Source organism: Roseomonas marmotae, from assembly GCF_017654485.1.
GTDB lineage: Bacteria > Pseudomonadota > Alphaproteobacteria > Acetobacterales > Acetobacteraceae > Pseudoroseomonas > Pseudoroseomonas marmotae.
Genome location: NZ_CP061091.1, coordinates 3,501,302 through 3,522,339 on the forward strand (window position 1 = coordinate 3,501,302; position 21,038 = coordinate 3,522,339).

The 21,038-nt window shown below is 70.1% G+C and carries 20 protein-coding genes and 2 tRNA genes; 12 read left to right on the plus strand and 10 right to left on the minus strand.

Features of this window, described 5'->3' with window-relative positions:
* Window positions 1-71 precede the first annotated feature (71 nt).
* The 5 genes from IAI58_RS16545 to IAI58_RS16565 all read left to right on the plus strand — a co-directional run bounded on the left by IAI58_RS16545 (window position 72) and on the right by IAI58_RS16565 (window position 5,832).
* On the plus strand, window positions 72-677 hold the full coding sequence (locus tag IAI58_RS16545; protein ID WP_207444782.1) for a biliverdin-producing heme oxygenase: 606 nt from the start codon (window positions 72-74) through the stop codon (window positions 675-677).
* A complete protein-coding gene (locus tag IAI58_RS16550) occupies window positions 670-3,246 on the plus strand; it encodes an HWE histidine kinase domain-containing protein (RefSeq protein ID WP_207444781.1) in 2,577 nt (858 codons plus the stop codon). The genes IAI58_RS16545 and IAI58_RS16550 overlap by 8 nt, the downstream gene beginning before the upstream one ends.
* A 126-nt stretch (window positions 3,247-3,372) precedes the next feature.
* Window positions 3,373-4,353 (plus strand): TIM44-like domain-containing protein, encoded by a 981-nt coding sequence (locus IAI58_RS16555; protein ID WP_237182104.1) that lies wholly within the window; start codon window positions 3,373-3,375, stop codon window positions 4,351-4,353.
* A gap of 139 nt (window positions 4,354-4,492) precedes the next feature.
* Window positions 4,493-4,876 (plus strand): hypothetical protein, encoded by a 384-nt coding sequence (locus tag IAI58_RS16560; RefSeq protein ID WP_207444779.1) that lies wholly within the window; start codon window positions 4,493-4,495, stop codon window positions 4,874-4,876.
* Window positions 4,877-4,881: 5 nt separating this feature from the next.
* Window positions 4,882-5,832, plus strand: a complete 951-nt coding sequence (locus IAI58_RS16565) for a diacylglycerol/lipid kinase family protein (protein ID WP_237182103.1) — start codon at window positions 4,882-4,884, stop codon at window positions 5,830-5,832.
* 115 nt (window positions 5,833-5,947) lie between these two features.
* Here the strand turns inward: IAI58_RS16565 and IAI58_RS16570 are convergent, their stop codons facing one another.
* From IAI58_RS16570 to IAI58_RS16595, 6 genes are all read right to left on the minus strand, one after another.
* Window positions 5,948-6,106, minus strand: coding sequence for a hypothetical protein (locus IAI58_RS16570; protein ID WP_207444778.1), 159 nt, complete (start codon window positions 6,104-6,106; stop codon window positions 5,948-5,950).
* A 137-nt stretch (window positions 6,107-6,243) separates the two neighbouring features.
* Window positions 6,244-7,557: a glycolate oxidase subunit GlcF gene (gene glcF / locus IAI58_RS16575; RefSeq protein WP_207444777.1), complete on the minus strand. Its 1,314-nt coding sequence runs from the start codon at window positions 7,555-7,557 to the stop codon at window positions 6,244-6,246.
* A 318-nt stretch (window positions 7,558-7,875) separates the two neighbouring features.
* Window positions 7,876-9,078, minus strand: coding sequence for an FAD-binding protein (locus IAI58_RS16580; protein WP_207444776.1), 1,203 nt, complete (start codon window positions 9,076-9,078; stop codon window positions 7,876-7,878).
* On the minus strand, window positions 9,075-10,526 hold the full coding sequence (locus IAI58_RS16585) for an FAD-linked oxidase C-terminal domain-containing protein (RefSeq protein ID WP_207444775.1): 1,452 nt from the start codon (window positions 10,524-10,526) through the stop codon (window positions 9,075-9,077). Before IAI58_RS16585 ends, IAI58_RS16580 begins: the two co-directional genes overlap by 4 nt.
* 150 nt (window positions 10,527-10,676) lie before the next feature.
* Window positions 10,677-10,802 (minus strand): type B 50S ribosomal protein L36, encoded by a 126-nt coding sequence (ykgO, locus tag IAI58_RS16590; protein WP_007003646.1) that lies wholly within the window; start codon window positions 10,800-10,802, stop codon window positions 10,677-10,679.
* A gap of 29 nt (window positions 10,803-10,831) precedes the next feature.
* A complete protein-coding gene (locus IAI58_RS16595; RefSeq protein WP_207444774.1) occupies window positions 10,832-11,794 on the minus strand; it encodes a hydrogen peroxide-inducible genes activator in 963 nt (320 codons plus the stop codon).
* Window positions 11,795-11,922: 128 nt separating this feature from the next.
* On the opposite strand from IAI58_RS16595, the gene IAI58_RS16600 reads away from it, so the two are divergent.
* Together IAI58_RS16600 and ahpD are read left to right on the plus strand one after the other, a co-directional pair.
* Complete coding sequence (locus IAI58_RS16600; RefSeq protein ID WP_207444773.1) at window positions 11,923-12,495, plus strand: peroxiredoxin; 573 nt, start codon at window positions 11,923-11,925, stop codon at window positions 12,493-12,495.
* Between the two features lie 160 nt (window positions 12,496-12,655).
* Window positions 12,656-13,189: an alkylhydroperoxidase, AhpD family gene (gene ahpD / locus IAI58_RS16605; protein ID WP_207444772.1), complete on the plus strand. Its 534-nt coding sequence runs from the start codon at window positions 12,656-12,658 to the stop codon at window positions 13,187-13,189.
* A gap of 302 nt (window positions 13,190-13,491) precedes the next feature.
* Here the strand turns inward: ahpD and IAI58_RS16610 are convergent, their stop codons facing one another.
* Window positions 13,492-14,055, minus strand: coding sequence for a DinB family protein (locus IAI58_RS16610; RefSeq protein ID WP_207444771.1), 564 nt, complete (start codon window positions 14,053-14,055; stop codon window positions 13,492-13,494).
* Window positions 14,056-14,106: 51 nt separating this feature from the next.
* Window positions 14,107-14,985 (minus strand): N-formylglutamate amidohydrolase, encoded by an 879-nt coding sequence (locus IAI58_RS16615; RefSeq protein ID WP_207444770.1) that lies wholly within the window; start codon window positions 14,983-14,985, stop codon window positions 14,107-14,109.
* Window positions 14,986-15,104: 119 nt separating this feature from the next.
* Between IAI58_RS16615 and IAI58_RS16620 the strand changes: the two genes are divergently transcribed.
* Window positions 15,105-15,179, plus strand: a tRNA-Val gene (locus IAI58_RS16620).
* A 20-nt stretch (window positions 15,180-15,199) separates the two neighbouring features.
* Here the strand turns inward: IAI58_RS16620 and IAI58_RS16625 are convergent.
* Together IAI58_RS16625 and lipB are read right to left on the minus strand one after the other, a co-directional pair.
* Window positions 15,200-16,258, minus strand: coding sequence for an Ldh family oxidoreductase (locus IAI58_RS16625; protein WP_207444769.1), 1,059 nt, complete (start codon window positions 16,256-16,258; stop codon window positions 15,200-15,202).
* Window positions 16,259-16,337: 79 nt separating this feature from the next.
* Complete coding sequence (lipB, locus tag IAI58_RS16630) at window positions 16,338-17,027, minus strand: lipoyl(octanoyl) transferase LipB (RefSeq protein ID WP_207444768.1); 690 nt, start codon at window positions 17,025-17,027, stop codon at window positions 16,338-16,340.
* A 71-nt stretch (window positions 17,028-17,098) separates the two neighbouring features.
* On the opposite strand from lipB, the gene IAI58_RS16635 reads away from it, so the two are divergent.
* From IAI58_RS16635 to IAI58_RS16650, 4 genes are all read left to right on the plus strand, one after another.
* Window positions 17,099-17,181 (plus strand) — tRNA-Leu (locus tag IAI58_RS16635).
* 85 nt (window positions 17,182-17,266) lie between these two features.
* Window positions 17,267-19,540: an NADP-dependent malic enzyme gene (locus IAI58_RS16640; protein WP_207444767.1), complete on the plus strand. Its 2,274-nt coding sequence runs from the start codon at window positions 17,267-17,269 to the stop codon at window positions 19,538-19,540.
* 86 nt (window positions 19,541-19,626) lie between these two features.
* Window positions 19,627-20,328 (plus strand): vWA domain-containing protein, encoded by a 702-nt coding sequence (locus IAI58_RS16645; protein WP_207444766.1) that lies wholly within the window; start codon window positions 19,627-19,629, stop codon window positions 20,326-20,328.
* The gene (locus tag IAI58_RS16650) at window positions 20,325-21,014 is read left to right on the plus strand and encodes a J domain-containing protein (protein ID WP_207444765.1); all 690 of its coding nucleotides are present in this window, start codon (window positions 20,325-20,327) and stop codon (window positions 21,012-21,014) included. Before IAI58_RS16645 ends, IAI58_RS16650 begins: the two co-directional genes overlap by 4 nt.
* The last annotated feature ends 24 nt before the right edge of the window (window positions 21,015-21,038 follow it).

Below are 21,038 nucleotides of genomic sequence, written 5' to 3' on the forward strand. Positions count from 1 at the left end.
CCGCTAGGCTGCCTTCAGGAACAGGACGGTTGCCACAGGCGGCACCCGTGGCAGGACTGCAGGACAGGTGAATGCGGGACGTTTCGGGGCAGCTTCAGCAGGGCATCCGCTGGCATTTGCGGCAGTCGACCGAGGAACAGCACGCGGGCGTGGACATGCTGGGCAGCCGCTTCCCGCTGGAGACGCCGGCGGGCTACCGGCGCTTCCTCCGCGCCCATGCCCGCGCCCTGCCCGCGCTGGAACAGGCGCTGGAGGAGGCCGGGATCGCCGGGCTGCTGCCCGACTGGCCCCGGCGTTCCCGCCGTGCCGCCCTGGCGGCCGACCTGGCCGCGCTGGGCGTCGAGCCGCCGCCCCCCCTGCCCTTCGGGCCGCCGGCCAGCGCCGCCGCCGCCCTGGGCGCCGCCTATGTGCTGGAGGGGTCGCGCTTCGGCAATGGCATGCTGCTGCGGCAGGTCAACAAGGCGGCCGGCCCTTCAAAACCGGCCGCCACAGCCTATCTCGGACATCAGGTGGCGGGAGAGGGCAATGCCTGGCTCGCCTTCCTGGTGCGGCTGGAGGACCGGCTCGCCGATCCGGCACTGTGGCCCCAGGCCACCGAGGGCGCCCGCGACGCCTTCCGGTGCTTCCACGCCGCCCTGGCCGCCGAACAGGCGGAGGACACCCCGCTTCATGCGTGACCCTGCTCCGCCACCGCCGATACAGGCCCCCCCGGTCGAGATCGACCTGACCAATTGCGATCGTGAGCCGATCCATCTGCTGGGCGCCATCCAGCCCAATGGCTTCCTGATCGCCACCTCCTCGGAATGGCAGATCCGCCGGGTCTCGGCCAATGTGGAGGAGTTCCTGGAGGAGCCGCCCGAGGCGCTGCTGGGACGGCCGCTCTCCGAGGTCTTTAGCTGGGAGGCGCTGCACGAGATCGGCGGGCGGCTGCACATGCTGCGCGGCCCGGATGCGCTGGAGCGGCTTTTCGGCGTGGCGCTGCGCGATGGCGGGGCGCCCTATGACCTCGCCGTGCACATGGTGGACGAGCAGATCGTCATCGAGGCCGAGCCCTCGGATCTCGAGGACGGGCTGGAGGCCAGCACCACCGTCCGCAGCATGATCGCCCGCCTGCAGCAGGCCGACGGGATGGAGGGCCTCTGCCGGGAGGCGGTGCGCCAGATCCGCGGCCTGACCGGCTTCGCCCGCGTCATGCTCTACCGCTTCCATCACGATGGCGGCGGCGAGGTGGTCGCGGAATCCGCCGCCAGCTTCCTGGAGGCCTTCATGGGCCTGCGCTTCCCGGCCTCGGACATCCCGAAGCAGGCGCGCCAGCTCTACGAGCGCAACTGGCTGCGGCTGATCAGCGACGCCGATGCCGCCCCCGTGCCCATCCTGCCGGCGCGGGACGCCGATGGGCAGGTGCTGGACCTCTCGCTGAGCGTGCTCCGCAGCGTCTCCCCCATCCATATCGAGTACCTGAAGAACATGGGGGTCGCCGCCTCCATGTCGATCTCGGTGCTCCGCAAGGGCAAGCTCTGGGGGCTGATCGCCTGCCACAACCCCGAGCCGCTGCGTATCCCCTTCGAGCGCCGCACCGCCGCCGAGCTTTTCTCCCAGATCTTCTCCCTGCAGCTGGAGAGCCGGGAGCGGGAGATCGAGCTGGCGCGGGAGGCGGCGGCCAACAAGGTGCACAACCGGCTCATGGCCTCTCTGGGCGCCATGCGCCCGGGCAGCCGGAGCCTGACCGATTTCCTGGACATCCTGTCCGAGGTGCTGCCCTGCGACGGCATCGGCCTGTGGAGCGCCAGCGGCACGGCGCTGCATGGCCATACGCCCACGGCCGAGGAATTCGCCGCCCTGATCGGCTTCCTCAACCGTTCGGCCTCGGGCACCATCTTCTCCACCCACCATCTGGGCAAGCTGCATGAGCCCGCGCGCGACTATGCCGACCGCGCCGCGGGGCTGCTGGCCCTCCCCCTCTCCCGTGCCCCGCGCGACTATCTCGTCTTCTTCCGCCGGCAGGTGGCGCATGCGGTGACCTGGGCGGGCAACCCTAACAAGCCCGTCAGCCTCGGCCCCAACGGCATCCGCCTGACCCCGCGCAAGAGCTTCGCCGCCTGGCGGGAGACGGTGGAGGGCCGCAGCGAGGCCTGGACCGAGAGCGACTTGCAGATGGCCGAGCGGCTGCGGATCTCGCTGCTCGAGGTGGTGCTGCAGCTCTCCGACATGGCGGAGCAGGAGAGGCGCGTGGCGCAGGAGCGGCAGGAGATCCTGATCGCCGAGCTGAACCACCGTGTGCGGAACATCCTCAGCCTGATCCGCGGGCTGGTGAAGCAGAGCCAGGGCAATGCCGCCACGGTCGAGGAATTCGCCAAGCTGGTCGGCGGCCGCATCCAGGCCCTGGCCCGGGCGCATGACCAGATCACCGCCGATAAGTGGCAGCCGGCGCCGCTGGCCGACCTCGTGATGGCCGAGGCCGCCGCCTATCTGGAACACAAGGCCGACCGCGTCCTCCTCTCCGGCCCGCCGGTGCTGCTGGACCCGCAGGCGCATACGACCATGGCCCTCGTCATCCATGAGATGATGACCAATGCCGCCAAATACGGCGCGCTCTGCGACCGCCACGGCCTTGTCCGCATCACTTGGCAGCGGCTGCCCGAGGGTGCGCTGGAGATCCTCTGGACGGAAGAGGGCGGCCCCCCGGTGCAGCCACCGAGCCGCAAGGGCTTCGGCACCACCATCATCGAGCGCGCGGTGCCGCACGACCTGAAGGGCGAGGCCGAGCTGCGCTATACGCTGGGCGGCATGCAGGGCCGCTTCGTGCTGCCTGCCGCCTATGTGCATGACGCCGTCCCCCGCCCGGCCGAGGAGAGCCCCCAGCCTCTCCGCGAGGTGGAGGAGGAGAATGTCTCGCTGGCGCTGAACATCATGCTGGTCGAGGACAACCTGCTGATCGCCATGGATGCGGAGGATCAGCTCCGCCGCCTCGGCGCGGCCTCGGTGGAGGTGGCCTCCAACGTGCAGGCGGCCCTGCAGATCATCTCCCGCTCGCCGCCGGATATCGCGCTGCTGGACATGAACCTCGGGCGGGAGAACAGCTTCCCCGTCGCGGATGCGCTGACAGCGCGCGGCATCCCCTTCGTCTTCGCCACCGGCTATGGCGAGGCCAGCGCCTTCCCCGAACGATTCCGCGACGCGGCGGTCATCAAGAAACCCTATACCCAGAACGACATCCGGGCGGCGCTGCTGCGGCGGCTGGCCTGAGGCGGGCCGGGGAGGCTAACGAAACCATCCCTCGGAACATTCCGCCCGCGAAGTCACGGTCCGCGTTGGCGGCGCGGCCCTACCTTCCTATATGGTGGACAAATGATGACACGCCGGAGAGAATCGATGCGACGTTCCGCCAGGTTCCTGGCCGCACTGGCCATGCTCGCGCTTGTGTTTGGACCCGCCCTGGCAGAGGCGCGGCCGGGTGGCGGCTTCAGTTCGGGTAGCCGCGGCTCGCGGAGCTTCAGCCCGCCCCCCGCCACACGCACCATCCCCAATACCACCCCGCGGCCCTTCGACCGCAGCGCCACCCCGCCGACGCGCCCCGCCGCCCCGGCGACGCCAGGCGCCGCCGCGCCGGCCCGTGGAGGCATGTTCGGTGGCGGCTTCATGGCCGGCATGATGGGCGGCCTGATCGGCGTCGGCCTCGGCGGGCTGCTGTTCGGCAATGGGCTGTTCGGTGGCATCAGCGGCTTCGCTGGCATCCTGGGCCTGCTGCTGCAGGTGGCGCTGATCGTCTTCGCGGTTCGCTTCGTGATGAAGCTGATCCGCAACCGCCAGCAGCCCGCCATGGCCGGCGGCCCGCGCCCGCAGGCCGCCGCTGGTGGTCCTGCCCCGGCCGGCTCCTACGCCCGGCAGATGCAGGACGGCCGCCCCATGGGTGGCATGGGCGCCGGCGGTGCCCCCGCCGGAGTGCCGGTGCAGGTCGGGCCGGCCGATTTCCAGGCCTTCGAGCGGCTGCTGCGCGACATCAACATCGCCTGGACGCGGCGTGACGAGCCCGCCCTGGCCAGCCTCGCGACGGCCGAGATGGCCAGCTACTTCCGCAGCGACCTGCGCGATCTGGCCGCCCGCAACTGGCAGAACGAGACCCGCGACGTGAAGCTGGAGCAGGGTGACCTGTCCGAGGCCTGGCGCGAGGGCAATGCCGAATACGCCACTGTCGCCATGCGCTTCAGCCTGGTGGATGTGACGCGCGACATGAGCAACGGCGCGGTGGTGGAGGGCGACCCCGAAAGCCGCAAGACGGTGTCCGAGCTCTGGACCTTCGTGCGCCAGAACGGCGGCGCCTGGCGGCTCTCGGCCATCCAGCAGCCCGGCTGAAGCCAGGCACAGAGCTAAAGAAAAAGGGACATGGGCCGCCGCCCATGTCCCTTTTTCGTGCGCGGGTGATTCCGGGATGGGACGGCCCGGCGGCATCGTCTATGCAGAAGGCTACTTCCTGCGCCCTGAGAGACTGCCAATGTCCGGCTTTTCGGCCCATGACGAATACGAGTTTGGAGATGGCCACTCCGCCGGCCGTCGCTGGGCGGCGATGGCGCTGCGGGCCCTGGCCATCGTCTTCTGGGGCCTCGTTACCTTCGCCCTGACCTTTGCCGAGCTGGTGGCCGAGGTGGTGGCGCCGCTGCTGCTGATGCTGGGAGGTCTCTGGTGGGCGCTGACGCAGATCATCACCGCCCTGCCCGTGCCCCCGGAGATCCAGCCGATGCTGCGATCCTTCCCCACCCAGCTGGTCGCCGCCGGGCATGTGCTGACGCCGACGGGGCTGATCGTGCAGGGGCTGTGGCTGCTGGCGGTGGTTGCCGCCTGCCGGACCCTGAACGGGATCATCGCCAAGCAGACCTGAGCTCCTTGGACCGGCTGACGCCCTTGCGGCTCTGCGTGCTGATCAATGCGGGGGGCGGTTCGGTGCTGGCCCAGGACCCGCAGCCGGCGCTGCGCGAGAGCTTCGCGCGGCACGGGCTGGAGGCCCATATCCAGATGCTGCCCGGCTCCGAGCTGGAGCAGGCGGCCCGCGCCGCCCTGGAAGAAACCGGCCCCGGCCGCCGCTACGATGCCGTGGTGGCCGGTGGCGGGGACGGCACCATCGGGCTGGTGGCGGGGATCATGGCCGGCACGGGCCGCGCCTTCGGCGTGCTGCCCCTGGGCACACTGAACCATTTCGCCAGGGATCTCGGCCTGCCGACGGATATCGACGGCGCGGTGCAGGTCATCGCGGCGCGGCAGCTTCAATCTGTGGATGTGGCGGAGGTGAACGGGCGGGTCTTCGTCAACAACTCCTCCATCGGCCTCTACCCCACCATGGTGGTCGAACGCGACCGCCAGCGCCGCCGCGCCGGCTGGGGCAAATGGCCGGCCATGGCCCTGGCCTTCTGCAAGGTTGTGCTGCGCTATCCGCTGCGGCGGGTGCGGGTGCGGGCCAATGGCTGGAACCGGCGCTTCCGCACGCCGCTGATCTTCATCGGCAACAATGCCTATGAGATCAGCCTGCCCCATCCGGGCCGGCGCGCCCTGCTGAATGGCGGGCAACTCAGCCTCTTCATCCTGCGCAGCCGCCGCCCCTGGGGGCTGGCGAGGCTCGCGCTAAGGGCCATAACGGGTCAGCTCAGGCTGGAGCGGGATTTCGAGAGCCACATGGTGACGGAGGCCGAGATCACTTCGCGCTCCGCCTGGATGCGGGTCTCGGTGGATGGGGAGGTGGCGCCGATGCGCCCGCCCCTGCTCTATCGCATCCGCCCCGGCGCCCTGCGCGTCTTCGCGCCGCTGCGGGAGCGGGTGGGAGAGGACATCAAAAGCATCTGATCCGCCCGGCCATGGCAGCAGAGAGCAGGCCTTCCGGCGACGGACCCCCGGGGGCGTTCCAGCCAGCGGAGGCCTCCGGATGGAGGACCGGCGCTGGCCGGAAGGACGCCGGCCGTCAGCGATACTGCCAGTCGTTATCCGTCTCCGGCATCTCAGCCACCACATCGGTCAGCACGATGGAGACAAGCTGGTCCGCCGTGGTGCCCATCGCCGTCGCCTTTTCCTCCAGGCTCTCGGCGATCTCGTCAGGAAGCTCGATCTTCAGTTCCGTCATGATTCCACCCGCTTCATTCCACGCACCCGGTCAAAACGCATCCCGCCCCCCCAGGATGCCGGGCCGGCAGCAAAAATTCACGTAAAAAGAATAACTTACCCCGAAGAAAGTCGATCCGCTGAAGGACCTCCATGGCCTCAGGCTGCCGGCATGCCCGCCGGGCGCGGCCCGCCGGCCATCCAGTCCAGCAGTTCCACCGTATGCACCGCCGGCATCCCATCCTCGCCGCCCAGCTGGGTCAGGCAGCCGATATTGCCGCTGGCCACCATCGACGCGCCGGTGCGGCGCAGATTCTCCAGCTTGCGCTCCCGCAGCTGGCCGGCGATGGCGGGCTGCATCAGGTTGTAAGTGCCGGCGCTGCCGCAGCAGAGATGCGCCTCCGCCGGCTCCCGCAGCGTGAAGCCGGCGCGGGCCAGCAGCTGCTTCGGCGCGGCGGTGATCTTCTGGCCATGCTGCAGGCTGCAGGCGGCGTGATAGGCCACCTCCAGCCCCGGCGCCGGGCGGCTGGGCTGGTAGCCGAATTCCAGCAGGACCTCGGAGATATCCCTGGCCCTGGCGGAGACGACGGCCGCCTTTTCCGCCAGTTCCGGCGCCTCCGTACGGAACATGAAGCCGTAGTCCTTGACGGTGGTGCCGCAGCCCGAGGCGTTGATGACGATGGCATCCAGCCCCTCGCCCTCGATCTCCCGCGTCCAGGCCTCGATATTGGCGCGGGCCAGCGCCATGGCGGGGTCGTGCTGGCCCATGTGGTGGTTCAGCGCGCCGCAGCAGCCCTGCTCCGCCGTCACCACCACCTCGATTCCCATGCGGGTCAGCAGGCGGATGGTGGCGGCATTGATGGAAGGCGCCAGGACCTTCTGCGCACAGCCCGTCAGCAGCGCCACGCGGCCGCGCCGGGTCCCTTCGGCGGGGTGGATCTGCGGGCGCGGGGTCCCGGCGGCCGGTGGCAGGCTGGTGGGGGCCAGGGCGAGCATGGCCCGCAGGCGCTGCGCCGTCATGGAGGCGCCGGGGATCAGCCCGCGCAGCGGCCGCGCCAGCGAGGCGCCCCGGAGCGCCAGCCGGAAGCGGCCGGGATAGGGCAGCAGCATGCCCAGCGCCCGGCGCAGCATCCGCTCCGGCCAGGGGCGGGTATAGGTCTGCTCGATATAGGTCCGGGCATGGTCGACCAGGTGCATGTAGTGCACGCCCGAGGGGCAGGTCGTCATGCAGGAAAGGCAGGAGAGGCAGCGGTCCACATGCTTCACCACCTCGGGGGTGGCGGGCTTGCCGCCTTCCAGCATGTCCTTGATCAGGTAGATGCGGCCGCGCGGGCTGTCCAGCTCATCGCCCAGCAGCACGAAGGTCGGGCAGGTGGCGGTGCAGAAGCCGCAATGGACGCAGCTCCGCAGGATGGCATTGGACTCCCGCGTATCCGGGTCCCTGAGCTGCTCGGGGCTGAAGCTGGTCTGCATCCTCTGGCGTCTCCTCTGCCCGATAGCCTGAGGGCCCGCGTGGCGCCGCGCAAGTCCGGGCACATGCCCCGGCGCCGCCACGATCCCGCCCCACCAGGGCCGCGGGAGGCCCGCAACCTCCGCCCTCGCCGCAGCCACGGCAGGCGCCCCGCCGGGCCGGCCACCGCCCCCGTCCTTCCCCCAGAGGTACGGTGGCTGGCGACCCTGCGGGGCCATTTCCGCGCTTAACCTTTCCGCAGAGCCTCTGGCCGCAGAATGGGCGGGCCGCAGGAAAGATCCCCGCCATGTCCGCCCAGCCCGCCGCCACCGGCTGAAGCCTCAGCCGCCCGCGCGCATCCGGCCAGGGTTCAGCACACCGGCCGGGTCCATGGCCGCCTTCACCCGCGCGGCGATGGCGGCCAGCGGCGCCGGCTCCTCCGGCAGCACCGCCACGCTGGCCCGCAGCGCATCCGGCGCGCGGAAGAGCATGAAGGTGCCGCCCGCCCCGGCGGCGGCGCGCATCACCGCTGCATGGGCGGCCTCGGTGGCGGGCCCGGCGGCCCAGATCAGCCCGCCGCCCCAGTCCAGCAGCAACCGGGCGCCGAAAGCGGCACGAAGCGCCTCCGCCACCGCCGCCCCCGCCCTGGGCCGGACCGAGAGGCGCCAGACCGCCTCATGCTCCGCCACCGGCCCCAGCGGGCCTGCGTCGCGCACCTCCTGCCAGAGCGTGGCCGAAGCCTCTCCCTCCAGCAGGCGCAGCGGCCCGAAACCGCCGAGCAGCCCGCGCAGGGCGCTGCCGCGATGGGGCAGGAACTCGGAGAAATCCTCCAGCCGCAGCAGGGCCGTGGGGCCGGAGAGGCCCCGCGCCGCGTCACCCTCCGGCAGGAGCGCCGCCCCGGTGACACCGAAGGGGCTGCCCAGCCCGGCCGCCAGCACCGCCACGCCGCGCCCCAGCGACTCGACCGATATGGCCAAGGTCACCGCCGCCTCGGCGCGCGGCAGCACCTTCAGGGTGATCTCGGTCAGGATGCCCAGCGTGCCATGGCTGCCCGCCAGCAGCTTGCGCAGGTCCAGACCCGTGACATCCTTGTGCACCCGCCCGCCGGAGCGGATGACCTCCGCATGGCCGGTGACGGCGCGCACCCCCAGCACATGGTCCCGCGTGGCGCCGCTCGCGAAGATGCGGCGCGGGCCGGTCAGGTTGGTGGCGACGATACCGCCGAGCGTCGCCGGCGCCGTGCCGCCCATCAGCCGGGAGACATCGGGCGGCTCGCCGATCAGCATCTGCCCGTGCTCGGCCAGCGCGGCCTCGATCTCCGGGATCGGCGTGCCCGCGCGGGCGGAGAGCACCATCTCCGCCGGCCTGTAGAGGGTGATGCCCGTCAGCCCGCGGGTGGAGAGGCCACGTGCCGCCTGCACCGGGCGCAGGCTGGCGCGCTTGGTGCCATGGCCCTCCACCGCCAGGGGCGCGCGCTCCGCCACGGCCGCGCGCACCGCCTCGACCACGCCCGCCTCGTCGGGCGGGACATAGAAGCCGCTCATCGTGCCAGAGCCGGGTTGCCGGCGAGCGGGAAGACCTTGGCGGGATTGAGCAGCCAGGCCGGGTCGAAGGCGGATTTGATGCGGCGCTGCTGCGCCAGCTCATGTGGCTGGAACTGCACATCCATCAGGTCGCGCTTCTCGACACCCACGCCATGCTCGCCGGTCAGGCAGCCGCCGACCTCGACGCAGAGCCTCAGGATATCCGCGCCGAAAGCCTCGGCCTTGCGGAAGCTCTCGGGGTCGTTGGCGTCGAACATGATCAGCGGGTGCAGATTGCCGTCCCCGGCATGGAAGATATTGGCCACTTTCAGCCCGTAGGAATCCGACATCTCCTGCATCCGCCGCAGCACATTCGGCAGCTCCCCGGTGGGGATGGTGCCGTCCATGCACATATAGTCCGGGCTGATGCGGCCGACGGCGCCGAAAGCCCCCTTGCGGCCCTTCCAGATGGCCAGGGATTCCTCCGCCGTCTCCGCCACCCGCATGGAAATCGGGTCGAAGCGCGCGCAGATCTCCTTCAGCTTCGCCAGCAGGAAATCCTGCTCGGCGGTATTGCCCTCCACCTCGATGATCAGCATGGCCTCGGCATCCAGCGGATAGCCGGCATGGGCGAAGGCCTCGCAGGCATGGATGGCGGGCCTGTCCATGAATTCCAACGCGACGGGGATGATGCCGCTGGAGATGATGGCATCCACCACCTGCCCCGCCACCTCGTTGCTGCGGAAGGCCGCCAGCATGGCGCGCGCGCCCTCGGCCGCGCGCAGAATGCGTACCGTCACCTCCGTGACGATGCCAAGCTGCCCCTCGCTGCCGGTGATCAGTCCCAGCCAGTCATAGCCTGCGGAATCGAGATAGGCCCCGCCAATCTCCAGCACCTCGCCCTCGATGGTGACGAGCTTCACGCCGAGGAGGTTGTTGGCGGTGACACCGTATTTCAGGCAATGCGCCCCGCCCGAATTCATCATGACATTGCCGCCGATCATGCAGGCGAGCTGCGAGGAGGGATCGGGCGCGTAGAAGAACCCTTCCCCCGCCACCGCCTGGGTGATGCCGATATTCGTCACCCCCGCCTGCACCACCGCGAAACGGTCCTCGTAGTCGATCTCCAGGATGCAGTTCATCCGCATCAGCCCGATGACCACGCCATCCTCCAGCGGCAGCGCGCCGCCGGAGAGGCTGGTGCCGGCGCCTCGCGGGACGATGCGGATGTTGTTGGCGTGGCAGTAGCGCATCACCGCCGCCACCTGCTCCGTCGTCTCGGGCAGCACCACGGCCAGGGGCGGCTGCCGGTAGGCGGAGAGGCCGTCGGTCTCATAGGGTTTCAGGCGGATGGGGTCGCCAATCACGCCTTCGCCGCGCGGGCCGGGGGGGACGATGGCCCGCAGGGCGTCCAGGATCTCAGCGCGGCGCGCCAGCACCGCCCGGTCGGGCGCGGGCAATTCGATCATCGGACGTCCATCTTCCGTTCTCCCTGGCGGGAAGATGGCGCCAGGCCAGGGGCCAGGCAAGCGCGCACGCAAAAAGGGCGCCGCGGGGAAGCCCCGAGGCGCCTTTTTTGCCGAAGATTTCCACCCGCACAGGGCGGGTGGAACCCTGGTTCAGCCCTGGCGGGCCTTCATCCGGGGGTTCTTCTTGTTCAGCACGTACAAGCGGCCGCGGCGGCGGACCACCACGCAGTTCTTGTCGCGCGTCTTGGCGGACTTCAAGCTGTTACGGATCTTCATGGCCAACCTCGGTCGCGAGGGGGCCGCCTTTACGGGCTGGCGGGACGGGAGTCAACCATTCGCGACCCGGTTCCTGCCCCGCCCGCCGCGATCGCCTCACCGATCACCGGCGCCAGGCTGCGGAACTCGGCGGCGCGGGGGGAGCGCGCGCGCCAGGCGAGGCCCAGGCTGCGGCCCGTCACCTGCCCCGCCGGCGCCTCCACGGGCCGCAGTACCACGGAAGTTCCAGCCAGCACACCTCCCGTCACGGCGAGGCGCGGCAGCAGCGTCACGCCCAGGCCCCCCGCCACCATCTGCACCAGCGTATGCAGGCTGGTGGCCGCGAAGGCATCGCCTCCCGCCCCCGGCAGACCGCAGGCGGAGAGTGCCTGATCCCGCAGGCAATGCCCGTCCTCCAGCAGCAGCAGCCGCTCGCCGCCCAGGGCGGAGAGGGGGACCTGGGCATGTTCCAGCAGCCGGTGCTCCTGCGGCAGGGCCGCCATGAAGGGGTCCTCGGCGATTCGCAGCGTCTCCAGCTCCGGCAGGGCGGCCGGCAGCGCCAGCAGGAGCAGGTCCAGCCGGCCACCCTGGAGGTCCTCGGCCAGCCGGTCGGTCAGGTCCTCCCGCAGCCAGAGCCGCAGCCGCGGGAAGGCACGGCGCAGCGCCGGCATCAGCCGGGGCAGCAGGAAGGGACCGATGGTCGGGATGATGCCGAGCCGCAGCGGCCCGGTCAGCGGGTCCCGCGCCGCCCCCGCCGTCTCCGCCACCGCCGAGAGTGCGGAGAGCGCCGCCCGCGCCCGGCCCACCAGTTCCAGCCCCAGCGGCGTGAAGACCGGGCGCTTGGCCGGCCCCCGCTCCAGGATCGCCGCATCGAGCTGACGCTCCAGGGCGATGATGCCGGCGGAAAGGGTGGATTGCGTGACGGCGCAGGCAGTCGCCGCGCGGCCGAAATGGCCGAGATCGGCCAATGCCACGAGGTAGCGGAGCTGCTGTGGGCTGGGGAGCGGCGTCATCGATCAAGCCAATGGTTTTGTCGAAAACTATTCATTGGCACATGTGTGCAGCGCACACCATAACAGCAAGGCCGGTAGAAAAGCTTCGACTTGGCTGCCGCCTGGCTCAACAACTCGGGGATCTCTGCATGCTGACCGTGGGTGACAAGTTTCCGTCCTTCAAGCTGACCGCCGTCAAGGGTGGCCCGGAGGGCCTGGAAGGCCCGGGCAAGTCCTTCACCGAGATCTCCAACGAGTCCGATGCCGGCAAGTGGAAGATCGTCTTCTTCTGGCCGAAGGATTTCACCTTCATCTGCCCGACCGAGATCGCGGCCTTCGGCAAGCTGAAGGGCGAGTTCGAGGACCGTGACGCGGTGGTCTACGGCGCCTCCACGGACAGCGAGTTCGTGCACCTGAACTGGCGCGTCTACAACAAGGACATCAACGACCTGCCGATCGCCATGCTGGCGGACACCAAGCGCGAGCTGTCCACCGCGCTCGGCATCCTCGACAAGAACGAGGGCGTGGCCCTGCGCGCCACCTTCATCGTCGACCCCGAGGGCACGATCCAGTGGGCCTCGGTGAACGGCCTGAACGTCGGCCGCAACCCGCAGGAAGTGCTGCGCGTGCTGGACGCGCTGCAGACGGACGAGCTCTGCCCCTGCAACTGGAACAAGGGCACTGAGACCCTGAAGCCGGAAGAGCTGTTCCAGGCCGCCTGATCCAGGTCCGGCTGCGCCGGCGGGGTCCATCTTCTGCCCCGCCGGCCATCGCGCCCCTCCTTTTCCAGGGGACGCAATGCGCCAAGCCGGCCGCTTCTTGCGGCCGGCCCGGCCCACCGCCACATCCGCATCACCGATCGAGACCGGAGTATCCCTTCGCATGTCGCTGGAAGCCCTGCGTAACCGCCTGCCCGAATACGCCAAGGACCTGAAGCTGAACCTCGGCAGCCTCGCGGCCGAGCCGGCGCTGGACCAGCAGAAGCTGGCGGGCACCTTCGTGGCCAGCGCCATCGCGAGCCGCAATGCCGAGGTGATCAAGGCCATGGTCGCCGAATTCGGTCCCAAGCTCTCGCCCGAGGCGCTGACGGCGGCCAAGGCCTCCGCCGCCATCATGGGCATGAACAACATCTACTACCGCTTCGTGCACCTGGTGGGCGGCGACTACGGCACCATGCCGGCCAAGCTTCGCATGAACATCATCGGCCGCCCGGGCGTGGAGAAGGTGGATTTCGAGCTCTGGTCGCTCGCCGTCTCCGCCATCAACGGCTGCGGCATGTGCATGGAGAGCCATGAAAAGGTTGTGAAGCATGGCGGCCTGACCAGCGAGCAGGTGCAGGCCGCGGTGCGCATCGCCTCCGTCGTGCACGCCGTCGCCGGTGTGCTGGAGGCCGAGGACGCCCTTTCCGCCGCCTGAGCCCCCCTCGCGCCGCATAAGCGGCGGCTTGGCTGGAGATACACAAGGCCTGCAACTCGCAGGCCTTGTTTGCATTAAGGGGTTGGGAATGCCGATACGGTATGCAGATTCCGCATCGGCCCTTGAACTGAGTGCATTGGGATTTTGTGCTGCACCGCGAAAAACCACTTGCACACGAATGAGTTCATGCGTAAGTTCCCTCTCGCAGCAACGCACTGCGTTGTTGTCTTTCTTGGACGTTTCCTCCCTAAACTCGGCGGTGCTTCGGCACCGCCTTTTTTTTGATCTGCGCGGGCCGCGCGTCAGCGCTCCCAGATCTGCGCCTCCGTCCAGCCGAGCTCCGTGAACTCCGCGGCCCTGAGCGGCGCCTCCCCTTCCGAAAAGAATTCATCCAGCTGCGGCGGCTGCACTGAGGTATCGCTGAGCATGGCATGCGCCTGCCCGCGATGATGGATCTGGTGCTGGAAGAGATGCAGCAGCAGCCGGTCCGCCCGCTCCCGCTGCTGGTGGCTGCCGCGATGGACGGTGATGATCCGCTCCACCCTCGAATCGTCCAGGGCCTCGCACCAGGCGATGAGCCTCCGGTCCATCTCCGCCTGCGCTGGCCGTAGATCCGCCATATTCGGGCAGGGAATCCGTTCCGCCCAGGCGACGGGGCCGAGGCTGCCGCCTTCCAGCGCATCGATATAGAAGCGGTCGACGATGAGGATGTGGTTGAGCGTCGCCTGGATGGAGGGGAAGAAGCCTGCCCGCTCCGCCGCGAATTCCTCCTGGCTCAATCGCGCGCAGGCGCTCAGCAGCCGGTGGTTCGCCCAGGCATTGTTATAGGCCATGGCCCGCAGGGCCAGCAGCAGCGAGGCAGGCATCGGGCGCATACTCCCTGAAAATGCCCCGCCCCTGAGAATGCTGGCGCGGAGTCAGTTCCGCAGCAGGCTCCAGTCGGTCCTCGCCAGCCGGGCGATCAACCGGGTCAGGTCAGCCCGCAGCCGCACCATGCCAGGCGAACGCTCGATGGCGGCCTCGTTCATGTAGAGACCGCGTGCCAGCTCGATCTGCAGCACATGCACCTGCTCGCGCGGGCGGCCATAATGGCGCGTGACATAACCCCCGGCATAGGGATCGTTGCGCCTCACCCGGTAGCCGAAGCCGCCCAGCACCTCCTCGATGAGCCGCACAGCACGGGGAGCGCAGGCCGTGCCATGCGCGTCACCCAGAACGATATCGGGCGCCGCCGCGCCATGCACGGGGTGGGTCGGCATGGAATGGCAGTCGATCAGCAGGCAGGCACCGAACTGCGCTTTGGTCTCGGCGATCAGCCGCCCCAGCGCGGCGTGATAGGGATGCCAGCAGCGCTGGATGCGTGCCTCCACCGCGCTGAAGGAAAGGCGGCTGCGATAGACCGGCTCCCCGCTGGCGACGATCCTGGCCACCGTGCCCAGCCCCGCCCCCACGCGCGGGCTGGCGGTATTCACCCAGGGCGGCAGCGGCCCGTCGAACATGGCGGGGTCCAGCTCCCAGGCCTCGCGATTGGCATCGCAGTAGACGCGCGGGAAGGTCGCGGCGACCAGCGGCGCGCCGTGGTCGGGCGCGGCCGCGAAAAGCTCATCGACGAAGCTGTCCTCCGACCGGCGGACGGAAAGCGCGTCCAGCCGGCTCTCCGCCAGGAATTCCGGCGGGTAGCAGCGGCCGGAATGCGGCGAGGCGAAAACCAGCGGCACCGTCTGGCGGGACGGGCGGAGGAGGAGCACGGGCTCGGGGCGGTTGTCCCCAGCGATAACCGGAAGCGGCAGGTCCATGATTCCGACTGATCAAGCCATACCCATGGGCCGCTGTCACCCGCCCCATTCATTCTTTCCTGCCGCAACCCCTCTTGCCTCCCGGCCACAGCCGGGCTAGAGACGGCGCCCTACCGGATGGGCGCGTAGCTCAGCGGGAGAGCGTCCCCCTGACACGGGGAAGGTCACAGGTTCAATCCCTGTCGCGCCCACCATCCGGTTCTCCCCACAAAATTCATCGCCCGACCGGCTGCGGCAAAGCCAAGCCATGGCGCGCGCCCAGTTCCGCCAGCGGGCCGCTGATGCGCTCGGCCAGCGGCACACCCTCCGCCAGCGCCTGACGCTTCAGCGCCAGCCCCTTCTGGCCGGGCACGCGCACCGGCGGCATGCCCGGACGGGGCGCCGCGGCGCGGCAGGCGGCGGCGGTATGGCCGGTCTGGCGCGTGAAGGCATCCAGCCCCGCGAAGGCGCCGGGGTCGATCACCTGCAGGAAGAGCGCCGCGCGCATCCCCGCCGTGCCTTCCACCCGGCCACGGCCGGACAGGCCCTGGGTCAGCGCCTCCGTCATCAGCGCCTGGGCATAGCCCTTCTGGCCGTGGTCCAGCCCGCCGGTCGGCAGGATGGTGCCACCCCGGTTCAGCACCGCCGGATCGCGGGAGGGATTGCCCTCGGCGTCCAGCAGCCAGTCATGTTCGAACTTCGCCCCTTCCCTGGCCATGCGCTGGCTGAGGTTCATGGTGGTGATGGAGGCGCTGATATCCAGCACCACCGGCTCCTCCCCTGTCGGCCAGGCGGCCGAGACGGGGTCCGGCGCCAGCACGCCCTGCCTTCCACCGAAGGGCGCGACGCCGGAATTGCCGGGCGCGCTGCTGTGCAGGATGGCCATCAGCCCGCGCTCCGCCGCGCGCAGCGGATAGACGGCCAGGCAGCCGATATGGTGGCTCTCCCCGATAGCGATGCTGACGGTGCCGTATTGGCCGACGCGGTCGAAGGCCGTCTCCAGCGCCTTCATCACCAGCCAGGCGCCGGGCAGGCCGCGCCCGTTCCAGGCGAGGCAGGCGCCGCGATCGGAGAGCACCTCCGGCTCCCCATCCGTCCGCAGGATTCCGGTGGGGATGTCCTCGATATATTTGGGCGCCAGCGCCAGGCCATGGGTGACATGGCCCAGCAGGTCGGCCTCCACCAGCACCTCCGCCATCACGGCCGCCTTGTCCGGCGCCACGCCTTCGCGGGCGAAGAGGTCGCTGGCGAAGCCGCGCAGCGCGGCGGCATCGTAACGGGGATCCTGGCTCATCCTGCCCTGGTCTTTCCTGTTTGTTTCCCGACGGACAGGATGCACGCCCCGCGACCGGGCGCCAACCCGGGCGGGCCGGTCAGGCGGCGCCGAAGACCTCCGTCCAGCAGGATTTCAGGGCCGCGTCCACCTCGTCCATCGTGGCGGTGACACCGAGGTCCCAGAGGCTGGTGACGCCATGCTCGCGGATGCCGCAGGGCACGATGCCGCCAAAGTGGCTGAGGTCCGGCTCCACGTTCAGGGAGATGCCGTGCCAGCTGACCCAGCGCGTGACGCGCACGCCGATGGCGCCGATCTTGGATTCGCCGCCGCGCTTCGGGTCGGCCACCCAGATGCCGACGCGCCCCTCGCGCCGCTCGCCCCGCACGTTGAAGCGCTCCAGCGTGCGGATCATCCATTCCTCCAGCCCATGCACATAGGCGCGGATGTCGCGGGCGGGGACGGTGCCGTGCGGGCGCGTCAGGTCCAGCATGACATAGCCCGTGCGCTGCCCCGGGCCGTGATAGGTCCATTGCCCGCCCCGCCCGGCGGCATAGGTCGGGAACCGCGCCTCGGTCAGCCCCTCCGGCGTGGCGGAGGTGCCGGCGGTATAGGTGGGCGGGTGCTCGACCAGCCAGACCTGCTCGGCGGCCTCGCCGGCGCGGATGGCGGCGATGCGCGATTCCATGGCAGCGAGGGCCACCGGATAGTCGGTCAGCCCCTCCTCGATGCGCCATTCCAACGGCAGGACCGGGTTTGGAGCGGAAGATGTCAGAATATCGTCGGTCATGCTCGGTCGGGTTGTTGATGCGGGAAGAAAGCTGGGGTATAGCCCGCGCCCTATCGTTGACTATCCCATGTGCGGTCATGGCGGAATGGTAGACGCGCCAGCTTGAGGTGCTGGTGGGGGAAACCCCGTGGAAGTTCGAATCTTCTTGACCGCATTTTCCTGATCTCGCCCCGCAGGCATCCCGGGTCCGGCCCTCCGCCTGCTCCGGCCACCCGTCCCTGGGGCACCCAGAGGACCCGATGGACGAAGATTTCCGCAAAGCCGCGCTCGATTATCACCGCCTGCCGCGGCCCGGGAAGCTCAGCATCGAGCCAACCAAGCGCATGGCCACCCAGCGCGACCTCGCGCTGGCCTATTCCCCTGGCGTCGCCGCCGCCTGCGAGGCCATCTCCGCCGACCCCGCCGCCGCCTATGAGATGACGACGCGCGGCAACATGGTCGCCGTCATCACCAATGGCACCGCCGTGCTGGGCCTCGGCGCCATCGGCGCGCTGGCCTCCAAGCCGGTGATGGAGGGCAAGGCGGTCCTCTTCAAGAAATTCGCCGGCATCGACTCGATCGACCTGGAGGTCGAGGAGCGCGATCCGCAGAAGTTCATCGAGGCCGTGGCGGTGCTGGAGCCCAGCTTCGGCGCCATCAACCTGGAAGACATCAAGGCCCCCGAGTGCTTCGAGATCGAGCGCACGCTGCGGGAGCGGATGAACATCCCGGTCTTCCATGACGACCAGCACGGCACCGCCATCATTGTGGCCTCGGCGGTCCGTAACGGGTTGCTGGTGCAGGGCAAGAAGCTGGAGGAGGTGAAGATCGTCACCTCCGGCGGCGGCGCCGCCGCCCTGGCCTGCCTGGACCTGCTGGTGGCGATGGGCGCGAAGCGCGAGAACATCACCATCACGGACATCAAGGGCGTGGTCTATGCCGGCCGCACCGAGCTGATGGACCCCTACAAGGACCGCTATGCCCGGGAGACCGAGGCGCGGACCCTGCAGGACGTGCTGCCCGGCGCCGATGTCTTCCTGGGCCTCTCCGCCCCCCGCGTGCTGAAGCCGGAATGGCTGCCGCTGCTGGCCGAGCGCCCGCTGGTGCTGGCCCTGGCCAACCCCGAGCCGGAGATCCTGCCGGAGGCCGTGCGCGCCGTGCGGCCGGATGCCATCGTCGCCACCGGCCGGTCGGATTATCCCAACCAGGTCAACAACGTCCTCTGCTTCCCCTTCATCTTCCGCGGCGCGCTGGATGCCGGCGCCACCACGATCAACGAGGAGATGAAGGTGGCGGCCGTCGAGGCCATCGCCCGCCTCGCCCGCATCGAGGCCAGCGAGGTGGTGGCGGCGGCCTATGGCGGCCATGCGCCGACCTTCGGGCCGGACTACATCATCCCCAAGCCCTTCGACCCGCGCCTGATCCTGGAGATCGCCCCCGCCGTCGCCCGCGCCGCGATGGATTCGGGCGTCGCCACCCGGCCGATCGAGGATTTCGCCGCCTATCGCGAGGTGCTGGAGCGATTCGTCTACCGCTCCGGCGACCTGATGCGGCCGGTGGTCTTCGCCGCCAAAAAGCAGCCGCGCCGCGTCGCCTATTCAGAGGGCGAGGATGAGCGCGTGCTGCGCGCCGTGCAGACCGTGCTGGACGACGAGATCGCCGAGCCCGTCCTGGTCGGCCGGCGCGAGGTCATCGAGGCCAAGGTCAAGGCCATGGGCCTGCGGATGGACCTCGACCAGTCCGTCAAGGTGATCGATCCTTCCCAGGACACCGCGCTGACGGAGCAGCTGACCGAGGTCTTCCGCCGCAAGGTGGCCCGGCGCGGCGTGCCGGTGGATAGCTGCGAGCGCTGGGTACGCACCCGCCCCGGCACCGCCGCCGCCCTGCTGCTGGAGACCGGGCATGTGGATGCGGCGCTGGTCGGCGGCCTGGGCGAATGGATGCGCCAGTGGCACCAGGCCTTCGACGTCATCGGCAAGCATGAGCGTGCCCGCCGTGTCTATGCCATGACCGGCGTCATCCTGCCGGCCGGCACGCTGTTCTTCGTCGATACCCATCTTATGGTGGATCCGACGGCCGAGCAGATCGCGGAGATGACGACGCTGGCCGCCGAGCAGGTGCGGGCCTTCGGCGTGACGCCCAAGGCGGCGCTGCTGTCCCATTCCAGCTTCGGTGCCAGCCAGGCGCCCTCCGCTCGCAAGATGCGGGAGGCGCTGCGCCTGATCCGTGCCCGCGCGCCGGAGCTGGAGGTCGATGGCGAGATGCATGCCGATGCCGCCCTGGTGCAGGCGGTGCGGGAGAAGGCGGTGCAGGACAGCCCGCTGACCGAGGGCGCCAACCTGCTGGTCTTCCCGAATCTCGACGCCGCCAATATCGCCTACAACCTGGTGAAGGCGACGGGTGACGGGCTGCAGATCGGCCCGGTGCTGCTGGGCATGCGCAAGCCCATCCATGTGCTGGTACCCAGCGTCACCGCGCGCGGCATCGCCAACCTCACCGCCCTGGCCGTCACCCAGGCGGCGGCCGAAGGCTGAACCGGGCCGCCGCGCCGCGTTCCCCGGCGCGGCCCGTCCGGCACGGGGGACTGGAAGCCGGGCGCTTTCCGGGCCATGTGCCTGCTATGGCTCAACTTCCCACCCGCCCCGCGTCCGCCGCCGTCGCCGCCTTCCTCGACAAGGCCGCCGCCGTGCCGGCGCTGCGGCCGGTGGCGCACCGGCCGGGCCGCCTGGTCTTCGCCGTCGATGCCACCGCCAGCCGGCAGCCTGGCTGGGACATGGCCTGCCAGCTTCAGACCGAGATGTTCCAGGCTGCCGCCGCGCATGGCGGGTTGGAGGTCAGCCTCGCCTATTACCGGGGCTTCGGTGAATTCGCGGCGACCCCGTTCCTGTCCGATGGCCCGGCGCTGGCGCGGCGGATGGCGGGGGTGCAGTGCCTGGGCGGCCGCACCCAGATCGGCCGGGTGCTGGACCACGCGCTGCGCGAGGCGGCGCGGGAGCGCCTGCATGCCCTGGTCTTCGTCGGCGATGCGGTGGAGGAGGAGCCGGACCCGCTCTGCCATCAGGCCGGCCAGCTCGGCCTGCGCGGCACGCCCGCCTTCATCTTCCAGGAAGGCCATGACCCCAAGGCCACGGCGGTGCTGCGGCAACTGGCGAAGCTCTCGGGCGGGGCCCACGCGCCTTTCGATGCCGCGAGTGCCTCGGCGCTGCGGGACCTGCTGCGCGCCGTCGGCGCCTATGCCGCCGGCGGGCATGACGCCCTGTCCCGGCTGTCCAGCCCCGCCGCACGGGCGTTGCTGGCCCAGCTGCCCGCCCCCACGCGGTGATCTGGCTGGCCGGCGGGCTTGGCGCGCTCCTGTTCCTCTGGTGGCTGCTGAGCGCCTTCGCCACGGCCAATGTGGCACAGATCCGCCGGGGCGCCGTCTGGTTCCTGGCGGGGATGCTGCTCGCCCTCCTTACGCTGCTGATCTTCACCCGCAGGCTGCCGCAGGCGATGGGCCTGCTGCTGCCGCTGCTGCCCCTGCTGCTGCCCGCCGTGCGGCGCTGGCTGGCACAGCGCAGCTTCGGCGCCGGCACGTCCGGGCCGGATGTCTCCACCCTGGAAACCCCGACCCTGGCCATGCGGCTGGACCAGTCCAGCGGCACCCTCTCCGGCCGCGTGCGGAGCGGCCGCTTCGCCGGGCGGGAACTGGCGGAGATGAGCCTGGCGGAATGCCTGGCCCTGCTCGCCGATTGCCGCGCCGGGGACAGCGAGAGCGTGCCGCTGCTGGAAGCCTGGCTGGACCGTGCCGCCCCCGGCTGGCGGGGGCAGGAGGCGGCCGGCGGCGCCACGTCCGACAACATGGACCGTGCCGCCGCCCTGGCGCTGCTCGGCCTGTCCGAAGGTGCCTCCCCCCAGGAGATCCGTGCCGCGCACCGGCGGCTGATGCGGCAGGCACATCCCGACCGGGGCGGCGATCCTGTCCTTGCCGCGCGCCTGAACCGGGCACGCGACCTGTTGCTCAATTCCTGAGATTCGACCGAACCAGAAGCTGCG

Bases quoted from the DNA above. Each gene is read 5' to 3' on its own strand.
- IAI58_RS16585 (WP_207444775.1), bottom strand. From the start codon at position 10,526: ATGATCGAATTGCCCGCGCCCGACCGGGCGGTGCTGGCGCGCCGCGCT.
- glcF (WP_207444777.1), bottom strand. From the start codon at position 7,557: ATGCAGACCAGCTTCAGCCCCGAGCAGCTCAGGGACCCGGATACGCGG.
- IAI58_RS16640 (WP_207444767.1), top strand. From the start codon at position 17,267: ATGGACGAAGATTTCCGCAAAGCCGCGCTCGATTATCACCGCCTGCCG.
- IAI58_RS16555 (WP_237182104.1), top strand. From the start codon at position 3,373: ATGCGACGTTCCGCCAGGTTCCTGGCCGCACTGGCCATGCTCGCGCTT.
- IAI58_RS16550 (WP_207444781.1), top strand. From the start codon at position 670: ATGCGTGACCCTGCTCCGCCACCGCCGATACAGGCCCCCCCGGTCGAG.
- IAI58_RS16600 (WP_207444773.1), top strand. From the start codon at position 11,923: ATGCTGACCGTGGGTGACAAGTTTCCGTCCTTCAAGCTGACCGCCGTC.
- IAI58_RS16625 (WP_207444769.1), bottom strand. From the start codon at position 16,258: ATGAGCCAGGATCCCCGTTACGATGCCGCCGCGCTGCGCGGCTTCGCC.
- IAI58_RS16570 (WP_207444778.1), bottom strand. From the start codon at position 6,106: ATGACGGAACTGAAGATCGAGCTTCCTGACGAGATCGCCGAGAGCCTG.
- IAI58_RS16595 (WP_207444774.1), bottom strand. From the start codon at position 11,794: ATGACGCCGCTCCCCAGCCCACAGCAGCTCCGCTACCTCGTGGCATTG.
- IAI58_RS16615 (WP_207444770.1), bottom strand. From the start codon at position 14,985: ATGGACCTGCCGCTTCCGGTTATCGCTGGGGACAACCGCCCCGAGCCC.
- IAI58_RS16645 (WP_207444766.1), top strand. From the start codon at position 19,627: ATGGCTCAACTTCCCACCCGCCCCGCGTCCGCCGCCGTCGCCGCCTTC.
- IAI58_RS16610 (WP_207444771.1), bottom strand. From the start codon at position 14,055: ATGCCTGCCTCGCTGCTGCTGGCCCTGCGGGCCATGGCCTATAACAAT.
- IAI58_RS16560 (WP_207444779.1), top strand. From the start codon at position 4,493: ATGTCCGGCTTTTCGGCCCATGACGAATACGAGTTTGGAGATGGCCAC.
- ykgO (WP_007003646.1), bottom strand. From the start codon at position 10,802: ATGAAGATCCGTAACAGCTTGAAGTCCGCCAAGACGCGCGACAAGAAC.
- lipB (WP_207444768.1), bottom strand. From the start codon at position 17,027: ATGACCGACGATATTCTGACATCTTCCGCTCCAAACCCGGTCCTGCCG.
- IAI58_RS16580 (WP_207444776.1), bottom strand. From the start codon at position 9,078: ATGAGCGGCTTCTATGTCCCGCCCGACGAGGCGGGCGTGGTCGAGGCG.
- IAI58_RS16545 (WP_207444782.1), top strand. From the start codon at position 72: ATGCGGGACGTTTCGGGGCAGCTTCAGCAGGGCATCCGCTGGCATTTG.
- ahpD (WP_207444772.1), top strand. From the start codon at position 12,656: ATGTCGCTGGAAGCCCTGCGTAACCGCCTGCCCGAATACGCCAAGGAC.